Raw genomic sequence first — 20,513 nt, 5'->3', positions numbered from 1 at the left:
GGCGAGGGAGCTTGCTCCCGCTCGACAGCGCAGCTGGAGCCGGCTCTTGGGGGCGCTTCGCACCCCAGCGGGAGCACGCTCCCTCGCCACAAACGCCGGTCCCACATGGGTTCCGTAGCGTTGCTCGCTGTTGCGGTCAGCCTGGCCGGTTGCGCCGGCCTGCCCGACCAGCGTCTGGCCAACGAAGCCCTCAAACGCGGCGACACCGTCACCGCGCAGCAGAACTACCAGCAGTTGGCAGACCTGGGCTACAGCGAGGCCCAGGTGGGCCTGGCCGATATCCAGGTCGGCACCCGCGACCCGGCGCAAATCAAACAGGCCGAAGCCACATACCGCGCCGCGGCAGACACTTCGCCCCGCGCCCAGGCGCGCCTGGGCCGCCTGCTGGTGGCCAAGCCCGGCGCCACCGAAGCCGAACACCATGAAGCCGAAAGCCTGCTGAAAAAAGCCTTTGCCAATGGCGAAGGCAACACCCTGATTCCGTTGGCGATGCTGTACCTGCAATACCCCCACAGCTTCCCCAACGTGAACGCACAACAGCAGATCAGCCAGTGGCAGGCCGCCGGTTATCCGGAAGCCGGCCTGGCCCAGGTGCTGCTGTATCGCACCCAGGACACCTATGACCAGCATCTGGATGATGTGGAGCGCATCTGCAAGGCCGCGCTGAACACCACCGATATCTGCTACGTCGAACTGGCCACGGTCTATCAGAAAAAACAGCAGCCCGAACAACAGGCCGAACTGCTCAAGCAGATGGAAGCAGGCGTAAGCCGTGGCACGGTTACCGCCCAGCGTGTCGACAGCGTTGCCCGCGTGCTGGGCGATGCCACCCTCGGCACCCCGGACGAGAAAACCGCCCAGGCCCTGCTGGAAAAAATCGCCCCTGGCTACCCGGCGTCCTGGGTCAGCCTGGCACAACTGCTTTACGACTTCCCCGAACTGGGCGACGTCGACCAGATGATGAAGTACCTCGACAACGGCCGCGCCGCCGACCAGCCGCGCGCCGAACTGTTGTTGGGCAAGCTCTATTACGAAGGCAAGTGGGTGCCGGCCGACGCCAAAGCCGCCGAAGCCCATTTCGAGAAAGCCGTGGGCCGTGAAGTGGCCGCCGATTACTACCTCGGCCAGATCTACCGCCGTGGCTACCTGGGCAAGGTCTACCCGCAAAAAGCCCTGGACCACCTGCTGACCGCTGCGCGCAACGGCCAGAACAGCGCCGACTTCGCCATCGCCCAACTGTTTTCCCAAGGCAAGGGCACCAAGCCCGACCCATTGAACGCCTATGTCTTCAGCCAGTTGGCCAAGGCCCAGGACACGCCGGAAGCCAATGAGCTGGCCACCCAGCTCGAAGCCCCGCTCACCCCTGAACAACGCGCCGAAGGCCAACGCCTGGTGCAACAGGAACTGGCGGCCCGCGGCACCCTGGCCCAGAGCACGCTGCAACTGCACGCCCTGCAAGAAGAAGACGGCGAGGAATCCCTATGAAGCTCAACCCATTCGTCAAGGCCGGCATCGGCCTGTCCTTCGCCCTGCTGTGGTCGTGCCCGACCCTGGCCGCGCTGACCGAAGCGAAGAACTTCGGCCTGGAAGTCAAAGCCACCGCGCAGTCCGAAGATGACCGCGACCTGGGCACCCAGAAAGGCGGCGACGTCAACGGTATCGGCCTCGATCTGCGCCCGTGGATCTACGGCGAAAGCGGCGCGTGGAGTGCCTACGCCATGGGCCAGGCCGTGGTGTCCAGCGACATCATCGAGACCGACACCCTGCAACAGTCGGCCGACGACACCACCGAACAATCGAGCAACGACGACCGCAAGGCCAAGAAGAACTACCTGGCCCTGCGCGAGTTCTGGGTGGGCTACAGCGGCTTCACGCCCTACCCCGGCGAGATCCTCAAGTTCGGTCGCCAGCGCCTGCGCAATGACGACGGCCAGTGGCGCGACACCAATATCGAAGCGCTGAACTGGACCTTCGACACCACCCTGCTCAAGGCCAATGTCGGCGCCGCCGAACGCTTCAGCGAATACCGCACCGACCTCAAGGAACTGTCGCCCAAGGACAAGGACCGCCAGCACTTCTACGCCGACGCCGCCTACCAGTGGACGCCGGGCCAGTGGATCGGCCTGCGCGGCCACCACACCCATGACGACGGCAAGCTCGACTACGCCGAACCGGGCGTGGCCAGCGACCCGTTGGACAAACGCGAGAACGGCGACCTGACTTGGCTTGGCATCGAAGCCAACAGCGACGCCTACAACTGGCGCAACACCAACACCGTCAACTACTGGGCGAGCATCACCGGCATGCGCGGCGACCGCGACACGGTCAACGCGCTGAACGCCGACGGCACCCGCCCAACCAACGCCAAGCGCAGCGATGACGTGAGCGGCTGGGCCACCGATATCGGCGTGCGCCTGCGCCTGGATCCGCAGTGGCAAGTGGGTGCGGCCTATTCGCGCGCCAGTGCCGAGTACGAACAGAACGGCCTGCAAAGCAACCGTTCGAACTGGACCGGCACCCAGTCCCGCGTGCACCGCTTTGGCGAAGCCTTCCGTGGCGAGATGAACAACATGCAGTCCATGAGCCTGTTCGGTTCCTGGCAGTTGCGCGAGGACTATGACGCAAGCCTCGTCTACCACAAGTTCTGGCGCGTGGACGGCAACAAGCCGGTAGGCAGCAATGGCATCGATGCGGTGCAGAACAACACCGATGACGTGACCGGCGCGATCCTGTCCAGCACGTCGCTGCCGCTGGAAGACGGCAAGAAAGACCTGGGTCAGGAAATGGACCTTGTGGTCACCAAGTACTTCAAGAAAGGCCTGTTGCCAGCCGGGCTCAGCCAGTCGATCGACGAGCCGTCGGCCCTGGTACGCCTGCGCGCCGGTGTGTTCAAGCCGGGCGATGCCTATGGCAGCCAGGTCGACTCGTACATGCACCGCGCCTTTGTCGACGTGATCTGGAAATTCTGATGGGAGCCTGCGCAATGAATGCTCAAAGCCTACTCGTCGCGGCAATGCTGGTGGCCAGTGCCCCCGCGTTTGCCGATACGGCGGCCAAGGCGCCGACCATCGCCAAGGAACTGCAACAGGCCAAGACTTACACCATTTCCAGCCCGCCGACCGCGCCGCTGGAAATGGCCAAGCCGGCGCTGCCCGACCTGTCGGGCTACACCGCCGCGGCCATGGAAAAGAAAATCGTCAGAACCAAGCCGGGCAAAATCAGCATTCGCCGCATGATGCAGGAAGACGCCCTCAAGGACTTTATCGGCGGCGATAACAAGATGGCCGAATGGGTGGTGCGCCAGCACGGCATTCCCCAGGCGATCTTTGTCGACGACGGCTACATGAACCTCAAGGACTTGCTGGGCAAGGTGCCCAAGCAGTACTTCAGCGAAACGTCGCCGGGGGTATTCCTGGCCAAGCTGCCCATCGTGGTCGGCCGTAAAGGCATCCTCGACATCGACAAAGAGACCCAGGAGCTGCGCCTGTCCCAGCAAGCCGGTTCGTTTTTGATCAACGACGGGCAACTGTTCGTGCGCGACACCAAGGTCACCGGCTGGGATGAGAAAACCAATGGCCCGGCGCTGTTCAAGTCGCCCAAGGAATTCCGCCCGTTCCTGCTGGCCTGGGGCGGCACCGAGACCTACATCTCCAAGACCAAGATGGCCAGCTTCGGCTACGCCAACAGTAAGTCCTACGGGGTGAGTATCTCCCAGTACACGCCGAACATGGCCAAGGTGCTCAAGCGTCCGGAACCGACCGGCTGGATCATCGATTCCGAGTTCTCGGACATGTGGTACGGCTTCTACTGCTACGAAACCACCGGCTTCGTGATCAAGGGCAACACCTACAAAGACAACATCGTCTACGGCATCGACCCTCACGACCGTTCCCACGGCCTGATCATCGCCGACAACACCGTATACGGCACCAAGAAGAAGCACGGCATCATCATTTCCCGTGAAGTGAACGACAGCTTCATCTTCAACAACCGCAGCTATGACAACAAGCTCTCGGGCCTGGTGATCGACCGTAACAGCGTCAACAACCTGATCGCCGACAACGAGATCTACCGCAACCACACCGACGGTATCACCCTCTATGAGAGCGGTGACAACCTGCTGTGGGGCAACAAGGTCATCAGCAATCGTCGCCACGGCATCCGCGTGCGTAACAGCGTGAACATCAAGCTCTACGAAAACACTGCCATGGCCAACGGGCTCACCGGCGTGTACGGCCACATCAAGGACTTGACCGACACCGACCGAGACATCGCCCTCGACCCGTTCGACGCCAAGGTCTCGCTGATCGTGGTCGGCGGTGAGCTGGCGGGTAACGGCAGCGGGCCGTTGTCGATTGACTCGCCGCTGAGTATCGAGCTGTACCGCGTGTCGATGCTGGCGCCAACCAAAGCCAGCGGCATCAGCTTCTCCGGCGTTCTTGGTGATCGCCAGGAAGAGATTCTCGACCTGCTGGTGCGCCAGCAGAAAGCCGTGCTGATCGACCCTGTCGAACGCCAGACCGAAATGCAGGACTGAGGATGACCCTTATGCACCCACACATGATCAAACTGCTGAGCCTCTCGGGTCTGACCCTCGGCCTGCTCGCGGCCAGCCAGGGCGTGCGCGCCGACGAAGTCAAGGCGCCGACCTTCACCGCCGAACCGTGCTGCAGCCTCTGCCCGGCCGCCCATGACGCGAAGAACTACACCACGCGCTATCAGCAGAACTTCACCACCCTGGTACAAGCCCAGGGCGACTGGTTGTTCCGTACCCAGGAAGACCTGCGCACCGAATTCGACACTTCTCCGGCCGGCTACAAGCGCATGCAGCAGTTGCACGATGCGTTCAAGAGCAAGGGTGTGGAACTGGTGGTGGTCTACCAGCCGACCCGTGGCCTGGTAAACCGCAACAAGCTCAACCCCGAGGAAAAGGCCAAGTACGATTTCGACAAGGCCTTGAGCAACTACAAGACCATGCTCGGCCGTTTCGCCAAGATGGGCTACGTGGTGCCGGACCTGTCGCCGTTGACCAACGAGCAGTTGCCGGATGAATTGCCGGCCCACGACTTCTACTTCCGCGGTGACCAGCACTGGACGCCGTACGGCGCCCAGCGCACCGCGAAAATCGTCGCGGCCAAGGTCAAGCAGATGCCCGAATTCGCCGATATTCCCAAGCGCGAATTCGAGACCAAACGCTCGGGCCGCATGGGCAAGACCGGTACCCTGCACAACATGGCCGGGCAACTGTGCGGCACCAGCTATGCGATCCAGTACATGGACCAGTTCACCACCGAGCCCAAGGGCGAAGCCGGTGACGGCGACCTGTTCGGCGATTCGGGCAACCCGCAGATCACCCTGGTGGGCACCAGCCACAGCGGCAAGAACTACAACTTCGCCGGTTTCCTGGAAGAAGAAATCGGTGCCGACATCCTCAACGTTGCCTTCCCCGGCGGTGGCCTGGAAGGTTCGATGCTGCAGTACCTGGGCAGTGACGAATTCCAGAAGACCCCACCGAAGATCCTGATCTGGGAATTCTCGCCGCTGTACCGCCTCGACCAGGAAACCATCTACCGCCAGATGATGGCGCTGCTCGACAACGGCTGTGAAGGCAAGACCGCGCAGATGTCGGCCAGCACCACGCTCAAACCGGGCAAAAACGAACTGATGGTCAACAGCGCGAACAAAGACTTGCGCAACGCCAACCATCAGGTCGATATCCGCTTCGCCGACCCTTCGGTGAAAACCTTGCAAGCCACCCTCTGGTACATGAACGGGCGCCACGAGGACATCAAGATCGAAAAACCCGAGACATCCGATACAGACGGGCGTTTCGCCTTTGAACTGCGCACCGATGAAGACTGGGCTTCGCAGAACTTGCTGGCCGTGGAAGTGCAGGGCCCGGAAAAGGGCGCTGCGGCGCAGAAGGTCGAAGCGAAAATTTGCACACGCAACGTATTCCCAAGCGGCGGTCAGCAGACCGCCCAACTCGGGAAGTGAGGTTACCTATGCAAAAGTTATGGCTTCCTACCCTGTTGGGCCTGGCGATGTTCGCAGGCTCCGTCAATGCGGCCGCGCCACTGCGTCCGCCTCAGGGCTATTTCGCCCCGATCGAAGCGTTCAAGACCGGCGACTTCAAGGAAAACTGCGACGCCATGCCGACGCCCTACACCGGGCCTCTGCAATTTCGCAGCAAATACGAAGGCTCCGACAAGGCCCGCTCGACCCTGAACGTGCAGTCGGAAAAAGCCTTTCGCGACAGCACCGCCGACATCACCAAGCTGGAAAAAGACACCAGCAAGCGCGTGATGCAGTTCATGCGCGACGGCCGCCCACAGCAGCTCGAGTGCACGCTGAACTGGCTGGTGTCGTGGGCCAAGGCCGACGCCTTGATGTCCAAGGACTTCAACCACACCGGCAAGTCCATGCGCAAATGGGCGCTGGGCAGCATGGCTTCGGCCTATGTGCGGTTGAAATTCTCCGACTCGCACCCGCTGGCCAATCACCCGCAGGAATCACAACTGATCGAGGCCTGGTTCAACAAGCTGGCCGATCAAGTGGTAAGCGACTGGGACAACCTGCCGCTGGAAAAAACCAACAACCATTCGTACTGGGCCGCCTGGTCGGTGATGGCAACGTCCATCGCCACCAACCGTCGCGACCTGTTCGACTGGGCCGTGAAGGAATACAAGGTCGGCGTGAACCAAGTCGACGACCAGGGCTTCTTGCCCAATGAATTGAAGCGTCAGCAACGGGCCTTGTCGTACCACAACTACGCCCTGCCGCCGCTGTCGATGATCGCCAGTTTTGCGCTGGTCAACGGTGTTGATCTGCGCCAGGAAAACAACAGTGCGCTCAAGCGCCTGGGCGACAAGGTGCTGGCCGGGGTCAAGGACCCGGACATCTTCGAACAGAAGAACGGCAAGGAGCAGGACATGAAGGATTTGAAGGAGGCCATGAAATTCGCCTGGCTCGAACCTTTCTGCACCCTCTACACCTGCGCCCCGGATGTGCTCGAGCGCAAGCACGGCATGCAGCCGTTCAAGACGTTCCGCCTGGGCGGCGACCTGACCAAGGTCTACGACCCGACGCACGAAAAAGGTAACAAAGGCTCCTGACGAGGCACGGTTGAAACTGTGGGAGGGGGCTTGCCCCCGATGGCGGTGTAACAGTCGCCATCTGTGTTGAATGACACAGCGCTATCGGGGGCAAGCCCCCCTCCCACATTTGAAGCCGGTTGCGTCAGTAGGAATGTTGTACCGCCCTCCCCCGAAATCGTGGGGGGGTTTGGGGGGGCTCTGGCCCTTGACTGTTGGTTAAACATGGAGAGATCGGGATGGTTTTCTCGTCCAATGTGTTCCTGTTTCTGTTCTTGCCGATCTTTCTCGGCTTGTACTACTTGAGCGGGCAACGCTATCGCAATCTGCTGCTGCTGATCGCCAGCTACGTGTTCTACGCCTGGTGGCGAGTGGACTTCCTGGCGCTGTTCGCGGCCGTCACGCTGTGGAACTACTGGATCGGCCTCAAGGTCGGTGCGGCGGGCGTGCGCACCAAGCCGGCCCAACGCTGGCTGCTGCTTGGCGTGGCGGTCGACCTGTGCATCCTCGGCTACTTCAAGTACGCCAACTTCGGCGTCGACAGCATCAACGTGATGATGAAGTCGATGGGCCTGGAGCCGTTCATTCTCACCCACGTGCTGTTGCCGATCGGTATCTCGTTCTACATCTTCGAGTCCATCAGCTACATCATCGACGTGTACCGTGGCGATACGCCAGCGACCCGCAACCTGATCGACTTCGCGGCGTTCGTGGCGATCTTCCCGCACTTGATCGCCGGCCCTGTGTTGCGTTTCCGTGACCTGGCCGACCAGTTCAACAACCGCACCCACACCCTCGACAAGTTCTCCGAGGGCTGCACGCGGTTCATGCAGGGTTTCATCAAGAAGGTCTTTATCGCCGACACGCTGGCGGTGGTCGCGGACCATTGCTTCGCCCTGCAAAACCCGACCACGGGCGACGCCTGGCTCGGCGCGCTGGCCTACACCGCGCAGCTGTATTTCGACTTCTCCGGCTACAGCGATATGGCCATCGGCCTGGGCTTGATGATGGGTTTCCGCTTCATGGAAAACTTCAAGCAGCCGTACATCAGCCAGTCGATCACCGAGTTCTGGCGCCGTTGGCACATCAGCCTGTCGACCTGGCTGCGCGACTACCTGTACATCACCCTGGGCGGCAACCGCAAAGGCACGCTGATCACCTACCGCAACCTGTTCCTGACCATGCTGCTCGGAGGCCTGTGGCACGGCGCCAATATCACCTACATCGTCTGGGGCGCCTGGCATGGCATGTGGCTGGCGATTGAAAAAGCCATCGGCCTGAACACCGCGCCGCGCAGCTTCAATGTGCTGCGCTGGGCCTTCACCTTCCTGCTGGTGGTGATGGGCTGGGTGATCTTCCGCGCCGAAAACCTGCACGTCGCCGGGCGTATGTACGGTGCGATGTTCAGCTTTGGCGAGTGGTCGCTGTCGGAACTCAACCGCGCCAACCTCACCGGCCTGCAAGTGGCGACGCTGGTGGTGGCCTACGCAACGCTGGCGTTCTTCGGCCTGCGCGATTTCTACACCAATCGCCCTGCCGAAAAAACCAAGCCGAGCGATCCGAGCCTGATCAAGGCCGTGCCCGGCGACAACCCCGGCAGCATCCACGAGCCTGGCTTCACCGTGGGCCGTGACGCCGCCGTGCAACCGGCCTACTGGACCGCTGACTGGCCACGCTACGCCATGCGCGCCGCGGTGCTGCTGCTGTTCGTGGCCTCGATCCTGAAACTCTCGGCGCAAAGCTTTTCGCCGTTCCTTTACTTCCAATTCTGAGGGAGCCGACCATGACCCGTTCATTACGCGTCCTCTATATCGCCCTGTTCCTGGTGCTGCTGTTGGCACTGGGGGCCTGGTCGCTGCGCAGTTTCTTCGGCTTCAGCACCAATGCCGACGCAACGGTGCTCAACGGCCGCTGGACCAAGGCCGTCGAGACCCATTACGACGACGAGTTCCCGATCAAGCGCCTGGGCACCAACCTGTGGGCGGCGCTGGACTACAAGCTGTTCAATGAAGGCCGCCCTGGCGTGGTGCTGGGCCGCGATCACTGGTTGTACAGCGACGAAGAGTTCAACCCTGCCGTCAACGAAGACCAGAACCTGCAAGGCAATTACGCGCTGGTCGAAGGCGTGCGCCAGAAGCTCAAGGCCCAGGGCATCCAATTGGTGATGGCGATCGTGCCGGCCAAGGTGCGCCTGTATCCGGAGCATCTGGGCGAAGTGAAACCGGCGAGCGTCCACGCCAACCTGTACCAGGACTTCCACGCCCGTGTCGCGGCGGACAACATCATTGCCCCTGACCTGCTCGGCCCGTTGCAACAGGCCAAGCTGAGCGGCAAGCAAGTGTTCCTGCGCACCGACACCCACTGGACCCCGGACGGTGCCGAAATCGCCGCCAAGCAACTGGCCAAGGCGATTGCCGACAAGACCCCGCTCAGCGGCGAGCCGCAGCGCTTTGTCACCGAAGCGGAAAAGACCGAACCGCATAAAGGCGACCTGCGTCTGTTCCTGCCGCTGGACCCGCTGTTCGAAAACCTGATGCCGCCTAAAGAACCGTTGGAAAAACGCGTCACCCACCTGGCCCAAACCCAGGGCGACGACGCGCTGTTCAGCGACAGCGAAACCCCGGTGGCCCTGGTCGGCACCAGCTACAGCGCCAACCCCAACTGGAACTTCGTCGGCGCCCTCAAGCAAGCCCTGGGCAGCGACGTGGTGAGCTACGCCGAAGACGGCCACGGCCCGATCCTGCCGATGCTCAGCTACCTGAAAAGTGACGATTTCAAGAACAGCCCGCCGCAGGTGCTGATCTGGGAGTTCCCTGAACGCTATCTGCCTATCAACAACGAAATCGGTGATGCCGACCCAGCGTGGGTTGCGCAGCTTAAACAAGCCGGTTCGCGCCAACAGAACATGGCAAGCAACACCCCTGCTTTTAAAAATCAGAAACCCGAGACGCCCGACCGGGCGCAAAACTGAAAGAGAGGTAACTCACATGACTTTCACTACAACTCCTCGTCGTCTCGCCAAGACCTTGGCTATCGCCGCCGGCCTGAGCTTCGTATCGATGTCTGCCCTCGCCGGTGGTGACGCCGCGCTCTACGGCCCGACCGCGCCAAAAGGTTCGAGCTTCGTGCGCATCTACAACGCCAGCAACCAGGAAGTCAGCGCCACCGTGGGCAGCACCAACCTCAGCGACGTCGCACCGCTGGCCAGCAGCGACTTCAGCTTCATGCCGGGCGGTGACTACAGCGCCAAGGTCGGTAGCCAGACCGTACCGGTCAAGCTCGCCGCCGATCACTACTACACCTTGGTCAACAACAGCAGCGGCCAGCCGCAACTGATCGAAGAGCCGCCGTTCAAGAACAAGCAGAAATCCCTGGTGCGCGTGCAGAACCTCAGCGACAAGGCCCTGACCCTGAAAACCGCTGACGGCAAGACCGACGTGGTCAAGTCGGTGGCCGCCAAAGGCCGTGGCGAACGTGAGATCAACCCGGTGAAGGTCAGCCTGGCGCTGTATGACGGTGACAAGAAAGTCGGCGATGTGAAGCCGGTTGCGCTGGAACGGGGTGAAGCGGCGGTGCTGTATGTCACCGGTTCCGGTTCGAGCCTGTCGCCAGTCTGGGTGAAACGCCCGGTGTCGACCCGCTGATTATTTCCCGAACTGAACGCAATCTACTGTAGGAGCGGGCTTGCCCGCGAAGAACGTCAACGATGACGCAGCGCTTCTGGTTTATCGCGGTGCTCTCAGGTTTTTCGCGAGCAAGCTCGCTCCTACAGGGGATCGAGGCGCCGGTTCGGATCGAGACAAAAACAAGAGTGAAACGACAAACCTTCGTAGCTCTGACCCAAACTGATTCAAGGAGAAACACCCATGATCCCAGTAATCCTTTCCGGTGGTAGCGGCTCACGTCTTTGGCCGCTTTCCCGTAAACAGTTCCCCAAGCAATTCCTGGCCCTGACCGGCGAGCACACGCTGTTCCAGCAAACCCTGGAGCGCCTGGTATTCGAAGGCATGGACTCCCCCATCGTGGTCTGCAACAAAGACCATCGCTTCATCGTCAACGAACAGTTGAGCGCGCGTAAGCTTGAATGCCAACGCATCCTGATGGAACCGTTCGGCCGCAACACCGCGCCGGCCGTGGCCCTGACCGCGATGATGCTGGTCAACGAAGGCCGTGACGAGTTGATGCTGGTGCTGCCCGCCGACCACGTGATCGACGACCAGAAAGCCCTGCAACGTGCCCTGGCCCTGGCCACTGTGGCAGCCGAGCGCGGCGAAATGGTGCTGTTCGGCGTACCGGCCACGCGTCCGGAAACCGGCTATGGCTACATCAAGTCCACCAACGACTCGCTGCTGCCCGAAGGCGTAAGCCGCGTGCAGCAGTTCGTGGAAAAACCCGATGAAAAACGCGCCGTCGAGTTCGTCAAAAGCGGTGGTTACTTCTGGAACAGCGGCATGTTCCTGTTCCGCGCCAGCCGCTTCCTGGAAGAGCTGAAAAAGCACGATCCAGACATCTACGACACTTGCGTGCTGACCCTGGAGCGCAGCGAGCAGACCGCCGACACCGTGACCTTCGACGAAGCCACCTTCGCCTGCTGCCCGGACAACTCCATCGACTACGCGGTGATGGAAAAAACCCAACGCGCCTGTGTCGTGCCACTGAGCGCCGGCTGGAGCGACGTAGGTTGCTGGGCCTCGCTGTGGGCAGTCAACGACAAGGACGCCAACGGCAACGTGAGCAAGGGTGACGTGGTCATCCAGGACAGTCGCAACTGCATGGTGCACGGCAACGGCAAGCTGGTCTCGGTGATCGGCCTGGACAACATCGTGGTGGTGGAAACCAAGGACGCGATGATGATTGCCCACAAGGACAAGGTCCAGGGCGTCAAGCAGATGGTCAACACCCTCAATGAGCAGGGCCGCAGCGAAACCCAGAACCACTGCGAAGTCTACCGTCCGTGGGGCTCCTACGACTCGGTGGACATGGGCGGGCGGTTCCAGGTCAAGCACATCTCGGTCAAGCCGGGCGCGTGCCTGTCGCTGCAGATGCACCACCACCGCGCCGAACACTGGATCGTGGTCAGCGGCACCGCTGAAGTGACCTGTGACGACAACGTGTTCCTGCTGTGCGAGAACCAGTCCACCTACATCCCGATCGCCTCGGTGCACCGCCTGCGCAACCCGGGCAAGATCCCGCTGGAGATCATCGAAGTGCAATCGGGCAGCTACCTGGGCGAAGACGATATCGAGCGGTTCGAAGATATCTACGGTCGCTCGACGCCGATTGAGCGTGGTGTTTCGGTGAAAACTATCGCGCAGTAAAACAGTCGTAAGAGAAGCCCCCGTCTGACCGACTGCGTCCCCTATCCGCAGCCGGTCAGGCGGGGGCTTTTCATTTCAGCAGGCCTCCAAGCCTATGGCTTTCATCACCTCGGTGTTTTAGAACCCCAGTTCGATGGGGAATAGGCGTTATAGTTGCCGTTACTGCTGCCGCCCGCGTTACTGTATCTGTCCTTGCCGGCTTCCTCCGCGCCCCTACCCATCCATGTGAGTGCTGCACCCGCAATTTTCGTGGCGGCACCGCCCGACCTGGACAACTGCCTTCCGACGCCTTGCATCGCCGCGCCAGCCACCGATATGGCGGCGCCAGTGGCTTTTTCCTTGGTGTCGTTGCCGTTAAGTGCTGTGGGAAAGCGAGAACTCATCTGCTCGCTGAGGCTTTGCATGACGGTCTGCCGCAAGTTCGTCAGCCCCAGGTCCTGCATACGCGGCAATGACGTTGAGCCGAGCTCTTGGCTGGGCGCTTGGGTGATTGCTGCCAATACCGCTGGCGGTGGCGGGGCAACCGGTGCGCTGAGGGAGGTCAATACGGGTGTGGCAATGTTCGAGACGGTCATAAAGCACCTGACTTCATCAATCTAAGGTTGGTATCTCCCTGAATTTTCCGGCCATTCCTTGTAAATAGTTTGTGGCAAAACCACCCAATGCAGTTCCTGCATCAGAGGAAACAGATACCTCTGCATGAGGGAAAGCATCGCCGCACCATAGGCAATCGGCCCGCCCCCCGAGTAGGATGTTTTATCCCTGTGCGAGGTTATGTGTATGTTCTTTGGTGTGTTGCTGGTCATCACCTGGCTGGTCCTGCTGCTGCGTTATCCGGCCAAGGCCCTGCCGGTCTCCCTGGCCGCGTTGGCAGGCCTGGCCTGCGTCGCCGTCTGGGTGGTGTGGCTGGACAACCGCGAAGCCGCGCAACTGGCCCGCCTGGAACTGCGCATCAGCTACGCCGCGCAGGAATGCCCCGCCGACCGCCCGCTGAAACTGACCCTGAACAACGGCAATGACGTCCCACTGACCGAGTTGCGCTGGCGCGTCGCCGCCTATGCACCGGGCGACACGGTGAACCTGGCCGATAACGTTTACGCTGCCCCCCGCTATCGCGGCCCCGGCGAACTGCAGGCCGGCGCCACCTGGGACGACTGCCTGCCCGTCCCGCCATTGCGCCCCGGCTACCGCCCACAAACCCTGGAGTTTCGTGCCGAGCGCCTGCAAGGCAGTTTCTCGGACTGACAAAGGATTGCCCCATGCCCAACGTACTGATCACCGGTTGTTCCAGCGGCATCGGCCGCGCCCTGGCCGACGCCTTCAAGGCCGCAGGCTACGACGTGTGGGCCAGCGCCCGCCGCACCGACGATGTCGCCGCCCTGGCCGCTGCCGGCTTCAACGCCATGCCGCTGGACGTCAACGACCCTGCTGCCTTGCAGCGCCTGGCCGAACAATTGGGTGAGCTGGATGTGCTGGTCAACAACGCCGGCTACGGCGCCATGGGCCCGCTGCTCGATGGCGGCACCGAGGCGATGCAACGCCAGTTCGAGACCAATGTGTTTTCCATTGTCGGCGTGACACAGGCGCTGTTTCCCGCCTTGCGTCGCAGCAAAGGCCTGGTCGTTAATATCGGCAGCGTCTCCGGTGTATTGGTCACCCCGTTCGCCGGGGCCTATTGCGCATCCAAAGCCGCCGTCCATGCGTTGAGCGACGCCCTGCGCATGGAACTGGCGCCGTTTGGCGTGCGCGTGCTGGAAGTGCAGCCCGGCGCAATCAATACGCACTTTGCCAAAAATGCCGGCGCCCAGGCCGAGCTGTTGATCAACGAACAGTCACCCTGGTGGCCGTTGCGCGAAGGCATTCGTGCGCGCAGCCAGGCCTCCCAGGACAAACCCACTCCGGCCACCGAGTTTGCCGCAGATGTGCTCAAGGCCGTGCAACGCGCGCAGCCACCGCGCCTGTTGCGCGCGGGCAATGGCAGCCGCGCCTTGCCGTTGATGGCGGCGCTGTTGCCCAAGGCGTTACTGGAGACGGTGTTGAAGAAGCGCTTTGGCTTGGGTGGCCGCCTTTAACCCTTCATGAAATCGATGAACGCTCGCACTTTAAGCGGCAAATGCCGTGTATCCGGATACATCGCGTAAACCCCTTGGGGCGCGAATCGATGGTCCGCCAGTACGCGCACCAGCCGCCCCGCGTCCAGGTCCTCCTGCACCAGCCAGTGCGGCAGAATCGCCACGCCATGGCCACGCACGGCAAATGCCTGGAGGACCGCAGCGCTGTCGGCCACCAACGCGCAAGGGCCAGCGCGGTAGAGGTGCTCGACGCCAGCCGGGTCGGTCAGGCTCAATGCCGTCAACCGGCCATGGCCTAGCCTCGGCACCTGCTCCAACTCATCCAGGGTTTGCACCCCGGCAAACTGCGGTGCCGCAACGGCCAACACCTCGAATGTCGACAACTGCACGGCGCGATGATTGGAGTCCAGCAAGCGCCCCAAGCGAATCGCCACATCAAAACGCTCGGAAATCAGATCGGCGTGGGTGGAAGAAGTGGATAAGTGGATATTCAGGTCCGGGTGCAGATGCCGGAAGGCTTCCACCGCCGGCGCCACCACGGCCAGGGCATATTCCACGGTGGTGGTGACGCGCAGCGTACCTTTGAGCTGGGCATGCTCGCTGCGGGCCTCTTCCACGGCCAGGTGGGCCTCTTCGAGCATGCGCGTGCAGCGCAGGTAAAAACGTTCACCCGCGTCGGTCAGTGCCAACTGGCGGGTGTTACGCGTGAGCAGGGTAACGCCGAGTTCCGCCTCCAGGCGCTTGAGATTGAAGCTGACCACCGCCCGCGTCTGCCCTAGCAAATCCGCTGCAGCGGTGAGCGATCCCGCCTCGACCACCGCTTTGAACGTGTCGAATCGATCCAGACTGACCATGGCTGACCGGCTCCTTTGTCAAAATATTTTTGACAAACTAGCAGGCAAACCGGCGTATCCCAAGCCCGGTAACTTGCCTACCCTGCCCGCTCCACTCGCAGGATCGCGTTCATGACCTACCGCTCGAAAGTTGCCTGGATCTTTCTACTGGGCTTCGCCCTGGACCTGGTGAACATGTTTGTCGCCACCGTCGCCTACCCGGATATCGCCGTCGAACTGCACGCCTCGGTCACGCAACTGGCATGGATCAGCAACGCCTACATGCTCGGGCTGACGCTGATCATTCCGTTGAGCGTATGGCTGGCGGCGATGGTGGGCGAACGGACACTGATTGCGATGAGCCTGCTGTTGTTCGCCGGGGCCTCCATGCTGGTGGGCCAGGCCGCAAGCATCGACGCGCTGATCGGCTGGCGCGCCCTGCAAGGCTTGGGCGGCGGCTTGCTGATTCCCGTGGGGCAAGCCATGGCCTACCGACACTTTCCAGCGGCGCAGCGCAGCCAACTGACGGCGCGGGTGATGTCGGTCGCGCTGCTGGTGCCGGCATTGTCCCCGGCGCTGGGCGGGGTGATTGTCGACAGCCTGTCCTGGCGCTGGATCTTCTACGCCAACCTGCCGCTGGCCTTGATCACCCTGGCGCTGGCGTGGCTGTGGATAAAACCTGACGTGCCCGTGACGGTGCGCCCGCGCCTGGCGCTGGGCAGCCTGGTCACACCACTCGCCAGCCCGATGCTGCGCGTGGCCATGCTGGTCTACCTGTGCATTCCCGGCGTATTTATCGGCACCAGCCTGATCGCCATTCTGTACGTGCGCGGCCTAGGCTTTGACGCCACCCAGACCGGCGCGCTGATGCTGCCATGGGCACTGGCCTCGGCACTGGCGATTTACCTCAGTAAAAAACTGTTCAATCAGTGCGGCCCCAAACCGCTGCTGCTGGCGGGCATGGCACTGCAATGCAGCGGCATCCTGCTGCTCAACCAGCCCGCCCTGATTATTCCCGCCTATGCCCTGATGGGCCTGGGCGGCAGCCTGTGCAGCAGCACCGCGCAGACCCTGGCCTTTCTCGATATCCCCAGCGAACGCATGGGGCACGCCAGCGCCTTGTGGAATATCAACCGGCAAGTGAGTTTCTGCCTCGGGGCCGCCCTGCTCAGCGCCGTGCTGTCGACCTTGGATTCTTTCGCCATAACCTTCACGATAGCCGCAGCCCTGACCCTGCTGCCTCTCTTCGCAGTGCTGCGCCTCGATACGCCCAGCGTGCACGCACTGCTTCACCCTGCCAGCGAGCCTGACCGATGATTGACTACAGCGATTTTTTTGAAGAAGTGATCCAGACCCACGTCGAGATCGAGCAATGGTTTGCCGGCGTCGCGCCTGAGGGCACCTTGCAGAATCTGCTGGCGCGCTTCTCGCCGGAGTTCAGCATGGTGGCCCCTGCCACCGGCACAAGGGTCAACGCGGCAGGCGTTAACGCACTGTTCACGCGCCTGGGTGGGATGCGACCCGGCTTGAAAATCACCCTGAGCGAAATGAGCGGAATTGACCGGCATGCACGCGGTGCGACGGTGACCTACCGCGAACATCAGATCGACGACAGCGGCACCCAGACCGATCGACGGGCCACGGTGGTGTTCGAGAAGCAGGCCAGTGGCGCGCTGTTGTGGCGGCATCTGCACGAGACCTTTATCAAGGCCTGACTCGATTAAAGAATGTAGGAGGGGGGCAAGCTCTAATTGCCAGTCAGTTAAGGCGAACACCAAACCTGTGGCGAGGGAGCAAGCTCGCGCTGGACTGCGCAGCAGGCCCATTGTTTGGGGCCGCTTCGCGGCCCAGCGGGAGCAAGCTCCCTCGCCACAGATGCTTCTCGCTTCTGCTGCTTCTTAACTAACTGGCATTAGGGCTTGCCCCCTCCCACATTTTAGTTTTGTGTTGGATTGACGATCACGGTGCAGGTGATGCCGGCCGCCAACAGCACGCCGTCCGGCACTTCATCGATGTGAATGCGCACCGGCACGCGCTGGGCCAGGCGTACCCAGTTGAACGTCGGGTTCACATCGGCGATCAGCTCGCGACTCTCGGGGTTGTCGCGATCGTAGATGCCACGGGAGATGCTTTCCACGTGGCCTTTGAGGGTCTCGCCGCTCATCAATTGCATATCGGCTTTGTCGCCAACGTTCACGTGAGGCAGCTTGGTTTCTTCGAAGAAGCCGTAGACCCAGAACGAGTTCATGTCTACCACGGCCATCTTCGCCTCGCCGATGCGCGCATAGTCGCCGCGGTGCACATTGAGGTTGGTGACATAGCCGTCCACCGCCGCCACCACGTGCGTGCGTTTCAGATTCAGTTCAGCCGCTTCCAGTTGCGCCAGCGCGTGCTGGTAATCGGCCAGGGCCGAGTCGGCGATGTTGCTGGCGTCGTCGCGGTTTTCCCGGGAAATCACCAGGGCATCGAGGTCGGCGCGGCGGTGGGCGTTGAGCTTGCGCATTTCCCAGGTGGCCTTGCGTGAAGCCACCAGCGACTGCGCCTGTTTGACCGCAATGCGGTAGTGCTCGGGGTCGATCTGCATCAGCAAGTCGCCTTTCTTCACCAACTGGTTATCGCGTACCGGCACGTCCACCACTTCGCCGGTCACGTCGGCCGCGACGTTGATGATATCGGCACGCACACGGCCGTCGCGGGTCCAGGGTGTTTCCATGTAGTGCACCCACAGCGTGCGGCCAATCCAGATCGCCAACGCCAGCACCAGCAGGGTTGCGAGCAGGCTGAAAAACTTTTTCATCGGGGCATTCTCAACGGTAGACGCTCAGCGCCAGGGCGCCGAACAGGCAAACGAACAGGCTCAGGCGCAGCAACGCCGGGTGCCAGAAAAACCGGTACAGGTCCAACCCCGCCAGGCAGCGGTCCAGGGCCCAGGCCAGGGCAGCCGCGATCAGGAACATCAGGGTCATGCTCGGCATATAAATGCCGTGGAAGGCGATTTCACGAGGCATTCATGGCTCCTTGCGTGGCGCCTTTGAGGGCCGCCAGTGGCGATTGCGGGTCGAGCAGCGAGGTGCGGATAAAGTGCAGGTAGCTTTTTACCCGGCGCAGGGCCGACGTATCGAAGTGCGGGGCGAAGGGTTCATCGGTGGCCTGCACGCGGCTGATTGCGTGGTCGACGGCGATCAACCCGCGCTCCAGGTTGCTGGCGCTGGGCTGCAGGAACAGCCGCACCAGCGAGCGTCCCATTACGCGGATTGCCTGGCGCCAGGGCTGGGATTCGGCGTACGCCGGATGCACCGGCAGGATCGCCTGTTCCTTGCGCAATTCGATGATCGCGTGGCCGACCTCCAGCACCACGAACATCCAGCGCAGCAGATCGCGCTGCACCTGCGGCTGGCCGGCGGCGAGGCCATAGGCCTGGTGCAGCAGGTCACGGGTGCGGCTTTCGAAACTCGACGCCAGGCCCTTGAGCTTGCCGCTGATCGCATACACCACTTGCTCGCGCAGGTCCTGTTCGAGGCGACGCCACAGCCAACGGCTGTTGGGCGGCAGGATGATCGCCCCGGCCGCCGCGCACACCAGCATGCCGATGACCATAGCGATGTAGTCGTTGATAAAGCTGTAAGGGTTGTAGGCCGTCAGGTTGTCCGGCACCGAACCGGTGCTGAAGAAAATCAGCAGCCCCACGCCGACCCCGGCGTACTGCGGGCGCGAGGCGAGGAAGGCGCCAAAAATGATCACTGGCGCGAGCATCACGCACAGCAGCGGGAAGCCATCGATCAGGGGAAACACGAAGAACATTTCGACAAAGCCCACCAGCGCACCGATCAAGGTGCCGCAGGCCATCTGGAAGGCCATGCGCTTGGGGTTGGGCGTGGCAGCGGACAAGCCAACGGTGGCGGCGGCGATCAAGGTCATGGTGGCGCCGCTGGGCCAGGCGGTGGCTACCCAGTAACTGCCGAGCACGATCAGGATGAACGAGGCACGCAGGCCGGCGGCGGCGCAGGCCAGCCAATTGGTTTTCGGCGTATAGGCCTGGTCCCAGTCTTCCCGCGCGTGGCGATGATCGGCCAGGGACGCGTGGGTTTGCGCATAGTTGTGCAGGTCGTCGACGAAGCGGTACAGCAGCTCGTAGGCGGTGTGAAAGTCCAGTTGTTCGGCTTCGGTAGGGTCAGTTTCCTGGAAACCCGCGCGCAGGCTGCGCACCTTGGCGGGCAAGCTGTCCTTGTAGATGCTGAGCAGGCTGACCAGTCGCGCCGCGTCGGGGCTGGTCAGGGCTCGGCCGGAAAAGCCGTCGAGTACTTCGGCCAAATCCTGCAAGCCGGGCTTTATCGCCGCCACCACGTGATCGGCTTCGTCGGCGCGCAGCCGCGCCAGCAATTGGTGCAACGCGTTGAAGCGCGTGGTGATACTCATGAACTCGCTGTTGAGGCGACTGAGGCGGCCATTGCGCCGACGCATGTGCGGGTCTTCGAACACCGTGACACTGCGCAAGCCTTCCAGGCCCACCGCCTCGGCGATAAAGCGCACATTGGTGCTTTCAAACCCCTCGCGCTGGCTGCGACCTCGCAGGCCGTCGGTGACGAACAGTGCGAACACCCCAAAGCGTTGATAGAGCGCATTGCGCATCGCGGCGCTGGAGGTCTGCGGCAGGATCGCGGCGCTGACCAGCGTCGAACAGAGAATGCCCAGGGAAATTTCCAGCACTCGCCACACCGCCGCCATAAAGGCGCCGTCCGGGTGGGCCAGGGCCGGCAAGCCGACCATCGCCGCCGTGTAGCCGGCAAGCACGAAGCCATAGGCGCGAAAGTTACGGTTGCGCGTGGCACCCGCGGTGCAGATCCCCACCCAGATGGCCAGGGCGCCGAGGAACAGTTCAGTGTTCTGCGCAAACAACGCGATCAGCAGCACCATCACCGCCGACCCCGCCAGCGTGCCGAGGAAGCGGTAAAAGCTCTTGGCAAACACCTGGCCGCTCTGCGGTTGCATCACGATAAACACCGTGATCATGGCGGTGCGCGGCTGCGGCAGTTCCAGGCGCATCGCCAGCCACAGCGTGAGGAACGCAGCAAGCAGCACCTTGAAGATGTACACCCAGGTCACGCCATCGCTGCGCGCCCAGTCGAAAAAACCACGGCGCCACTCCAGCGAGTGCAGCCAGCGCAGGGGGGCAGGCAAGGGAGTCATCGCTATCTA

At 62.1% G+C, this 20,513-nt stretch carries 18 protein-coding genes; 13 read left to right on the top strand and 5 right to left on the bottom strand.

Translation table 11 applies throughout. From position 1 onward, the window contains the following. Positions 1 to 105 precede the first annotated feature (105 nt). The 9 genes from algK to C4J94_RS05390 all read left to right on the top strand — a co-directional run bounded on the left by algK (position 106) and on the right by C4J94_RS05390 (position 12,412). Positions 106 to 1,485, top strand: coding sequence for an alginate biosynthesis TPR repeat lipoprotein AlgK (gene algK, locus C4J94_RS05435; protein WP_124385235.1), 1,380 nt, complete (start codon positions 106 to 108; stop codon positions 1,483 to 1,485). Further along, positions 1,482 to 2,969, top strand: coding sequence for an alginate export family protein (locus C4J94_RS05430; RefSeq protein WP_124385234.1), 1,488 nt, complete (start codon positions 1,482 to 1,484; stop codon positions 2,967 to 2,969). Before algK ends, C4J94_RS05430 begins: the two co-directional genes overlap by 4 nt. Continuing rightward, positions 2,969 to 4,537 carry a mannuronan 5-epimerase AlgG gene (algG, locus tag C4J94_RS05425; protein WP_124385233.1) on the top strand — a complete coding sequence of 523 codons (1,569 nt, stop codon included), beginning with the start codon at positions 2,969 to 2,971 and terminating at the stop codon, positions 4,535 to 4,537. The genes C4J94_RS05430 and algG overlap by 1 nt, the downstream gene beginning before the upstream one ends. Positions 4,538 to 4,548: 11 nt before the next feature. Next, positions 4,549 to 5,997, top strand: a complete 1,449-nt coding sequence (locus C4J94_RS05420) for an alginate O-acetyltransferase (RefSeq protein ID WP_124385232.1) — start codon at positions 4,549 to 4,551, stop codon at positions 5,995 to 5,997. Between the two features lie 8 nt (positions 5,998 to 6,005). After that, positions 6,006 to 7,115, top strand: coding sequence for a mannuronate-specific alginate lyase (locus tag C4J94_RS05415; protein WP_124385231.1), 1,110 nt, complete (start codon positions 6,006 to 6,008; stop codon positions 7,113 to 7,115). 218 nt (positions 7,116 to 7,333) lie between these two features. After that, on the top strand, positions 7,334 to 8,866 hold the full coding sequence (locus C4J94_RS05410) for an MBOAT family protein (protein WP_124385230.1): 1,533 nt from the start codon (positions 7,334 to 7,336) through the stop codon (positions 8,864 to 8,866). A gap of 11 nt (positions 8,867 to 8,877) precedes the next feature. Next, complete coding sequence (locus C4J94_RS05405) at positions 8,878 to 10,065, top strand: alginate O-acetyltransferase (RefSeq protein WP_124385229.1); 1,188 nt, start codon at positions 8,878 to 8,880, stop codon at positions 10,063 to 10,065. Between the two features lie 16 nt (positions 10,066 to 10,081). Next, complete coding sequence (locus C4J94_RS05400; protein WP_124385228.1) at positions 10,082 to 10,738, top strand: alginate O-acetyltransferase AlgF; 657 nt, start codon at positions 10,082 to 10,084, stop codon at positions 10,736 to 10,738. Between the two features lie 222 nt (positions 10,739 to 10,960). Continuing rightward, positions 10,961 to 12,412 (top strand): mannose-1-phosphate guanylyltransferase/mannose-6-phosphate isomerase, encoded by a 1,452-nt coding sequence (locus C4J94_RS05390; RefSeq protein ID WP_124369708.1) that lies wholly within the window; start codon positions 10,961 to 10,963, stop codon positions 12,410 to 12,412. A gap of 104 nt (positions 12,413 to 12,516) precedes the next feature. On the opposite strand, the gene C4J94_RS05385 is transcribed toward C4J94_RS05390, so the two are convergent. Further along, positions 12,517 to 12,987 (bottom strand): hypothetical protein, encoded by a 471-nt coding sequence (locus C4J94_RS05385; RefSeq protein ID WP_124385227.1) that lies wholly within the window; start codon positions 12,985 to 12,987, stop codon positions 12,517 to 12,519. Positions 12,988 to 13,192: 205 nt separating this feature from the next. Here C4J94_RS05385 and C4J94_RS05380 point away from each other — a divergent pair, with 205 nt between their 5' ends. Continuing rightward, positions 13,193 to 13,657 (top strand): multidrug transporter, encoded by a 465-nt coding sequence (locus tag C4J94_RS05380; protein ID WP_124385226.1) that lies wholly within the window; start codon positions 13,193 to 13,195, stop codon positions 13,655 to 13,657. Positions 13,658 to 13,671: 14 nt separating this feature from the next. Further along, positions 13,672 to 14,484, top strand: coding sequence for an SDR family oxidoreductase (locus C4J94_RS05375; protein WP_124385225.1), 813 nt, complete (start codon positions 13,672 to 13,674; stop codon positions 14,482 to 14,484). On the opposite strand, the gene C4J94_RS05370 is transcribed toward C4J94_RS05375, so the two are convergent. Then, a complete protein-coding gene (locus C4J94_RS05370; RefSeq protein WP_124385224.1) occupies positions 14,481 to 15,338 on the bottom strand; it encodes a LysR family transcriptional regulator in 858 nt (285 codons plus the stop codon). The two genes, C4J94_RS05375 and C4J94_RS05370, sit on opposite strands and share 4 nt — an antisense overlap. 111 nt (positions 15,339 to 15,449) lie before the next feature. On the opposite strand from C4J94_RS05370, the gene C4J94_RS05365 reads away from it, so the two are divergent. Together C4J94_RS05365 and C4J94_RS05360 are read left to right on the top strand one after the other, a co-directional pair. Next, positions 15,450 to 16,634 carry an MFS transporter gene (locus C4J94_RS05365; protein ID WP_124385223.1) on the top strand — a complete coding sequence of 395 codons (1,185 nt, stop codon included), beginning with the start codon at positions 15,450 to 15,452 and terminating at the stop codon, positions 16,632 to 16,634. Beyond that, entirely contained in the window at positions 16,631 to 17,032 is a 402-nt protein-coding gene (locus C4J94_RS05360; RefSeq protein ID WP_124385222.1) for a DUF4440 domain-containing protein, read from the top strand. Before C4J94_RS05365 ends, C4J94_RS05360 begins: the two co-directional genes overlap by 4 nt. 221 nt (positions 17,033 to 17,253) lie before the next feature. Here C4J94_RS05360 and C4J94_RS05355 read toward each other — a convergent pair whose 3' ends face one another. Genes C4J94_RS05355 through C4J94_RS05345 form a run of 3 tightly spaced genes read right to left on the bottom strand, consistent with a single transcriptional unit; the run spans position 17,254 to position 20,504 of the window. Beyond that, positions 17,254 to 18,114 (bottom strand): HlyD family secretion protein, encoded by an 861-nt coding sequence (locus C4J94_RS05355; RefSeq protein ID WP_124385221.1) that lies wholly within the window; start codon positions 18,112 to 18,114, stop codon positions 17,254 to 17,256. Between the two features lie 10 nt (positions 18,115 to 18,124). Continuing rightward, a complete protein-coding gene (locus tag C4J94_RS05350) occupies positions 18,125 to 18,325 on the bottom strand; it encodes a DUF1656 domain-containing protein (RefSeq protein WP_124385220.1) in 201 nt (66 codons plus the stop codon). Then, complete coding sequence (locus tag C4J94_RS05345; protein ID WP_124385219.1) at positions 18,315 to 20,504, bottom strand: FUSC family protein; 2,190 nt, start codon at positions 20,502 to 20,504, stop codon at positions 18,315 to 18,317. The genes C4J94_RS05350 and C4J94_RS05345 overlap by 11 nt, the downstream gene beginning before the upstream one ends. Between the last annotated feature and the right edge of the window lie 9 nt (positions 20,505 to 20,513).

It is taken from the genome of Pseudomonas sp. R5-89-07 (assembly GCF_003851685.1).
In the GTDB taxonomy this organism is placed as follows: domain Bacteria; phylum Pseudomonadota; class Gammaproteobacteria; order Pseudomonadales; family Pseudomonadaceae; genus Aquipseudomonas.
This window is presented reverse-complemented; position numbering and strand designations above follow the sequence as displayed.

Coding starts and splice junctions, on each gene's coding strand:
- algK (WP_124385235.1), top strand. CDS start 106: ATGGGTTCCGTAGCGTTGCTCGCTGTTGCGGTCAGCCTGGCCGGTTGC.
- C4J94_RS05430 (WP_124385234.1), top strand. CDS start 1,482: ATGAAGCTCAACCCATTCGTCAAGGCCGGCATCGGCCTGTCCTTCGCC.
- algG (WP_124385233.1), top strand. CDS start 2,969: ATGGGAGCCTGCGCAATGAATGCTCAAAGCCTACTCGTCGCGGCAATG.
- C4J94_RS05420 (WP_124385232.1), top strand. CDS start 4,549: ATGCACCCACACATGATCAAACTGCTGAGCCTCTCGGGTCTGACCCTC.
- C4J94_RS05415 (WP_124385231.1), top strand. CDS start 6,006: ATGCAAAAGTTATGGCTTCCTACCCTGTTGGGCCTGGCGATGTTCGCA.
- C4J94_RS05410 (WP_124385230.1), top strand. CDS start 7,334: ATGGTTTTCTCGTCCAATGTGTTCCTGTTTCTGTTCTTGCCGATCTTT.
- C4J94_RS05405 (WP_124385229.1), top strand. CDS start 8,878: ATGACCCGTTCATTACGCGTCCTCTATATCGCCCTGTTCCTGGTGCTG.
- C4J94_RS05400 (WP_124385228.1), top strand. CDS start 10,082: ATGACTTTCACTACAACTCCTCGTCGTCTCGCCAAGACCTTGGCTATC.
- C4J94_RS05390 (WP_124369708.1), top strand. CDS start 10,961: ATGATCCCAGTAATCCTTTCCGGTGGTAGCGGCTCACGTCTTTGGCCG.
- C4J94_RS05385 (WP_124385227.1), bottom strand. CDS start 12,987: ATGACCGTCTCGAACATTGCCACACCCGTATTGACCTCCCTCAGCGCA.
- C4J94_RS05380 (WP_124385226.1), top strand. CDS start 13,193: ATGTTCTTTGGTGTGTTGCTGGTCATCACCTGGCTGGTCCTGCTGCTG.
- C4J94_RS05375 (WP_124385225.1), top strand. CDS start 13,672: ATGCCCAACGTACTGATCACCGGTTGTTCCAGCGGCATCGGCCGCGCC.
- C4J94_RS05370 (WP_124385224.1), bottom strand. CDS start 15,338: ATGGTCAGTCTGGATCGATTCGACACGTTCAAAGCGGTGGTCGAGGCG.
- C4J94_RS05365 (WP_124385223.1), top strand. CDS start 15,450: ATGACCTACCGCTCGAAAGTTGCCTGGATCTTTCTACTGGGCTTCGCC.
- C4J94_RS05360 (WP_124385222.1), top strand. CDS start 16,631: ATGATTGACTACAGCGATTTTTTTGAAGAAGTGATCCAGACCCACGTC.
- C4J94_RS05355 (WP_124385221.1), bottom strand. CDS start 18,114: ATGAAAAAGTTTTTCAGCCTGCTCGCAACCCTGCTGGTGCTGGCGTTG.
- C4J94_RS05350 (WP_124385220.1), bottom strand. CDS start 18,325: ATGCCTCGTGAAATCGCCTTCCACGGCATTTATATGCCGAGCATGACC.
- C4J94_RS05345 (WP_124385219.1), bottom strand. CDS start 20,504: ATGACTCCCTTGCCTGCCCCCCTGCGCTGGCTGCACTCGCTGGAGTGG.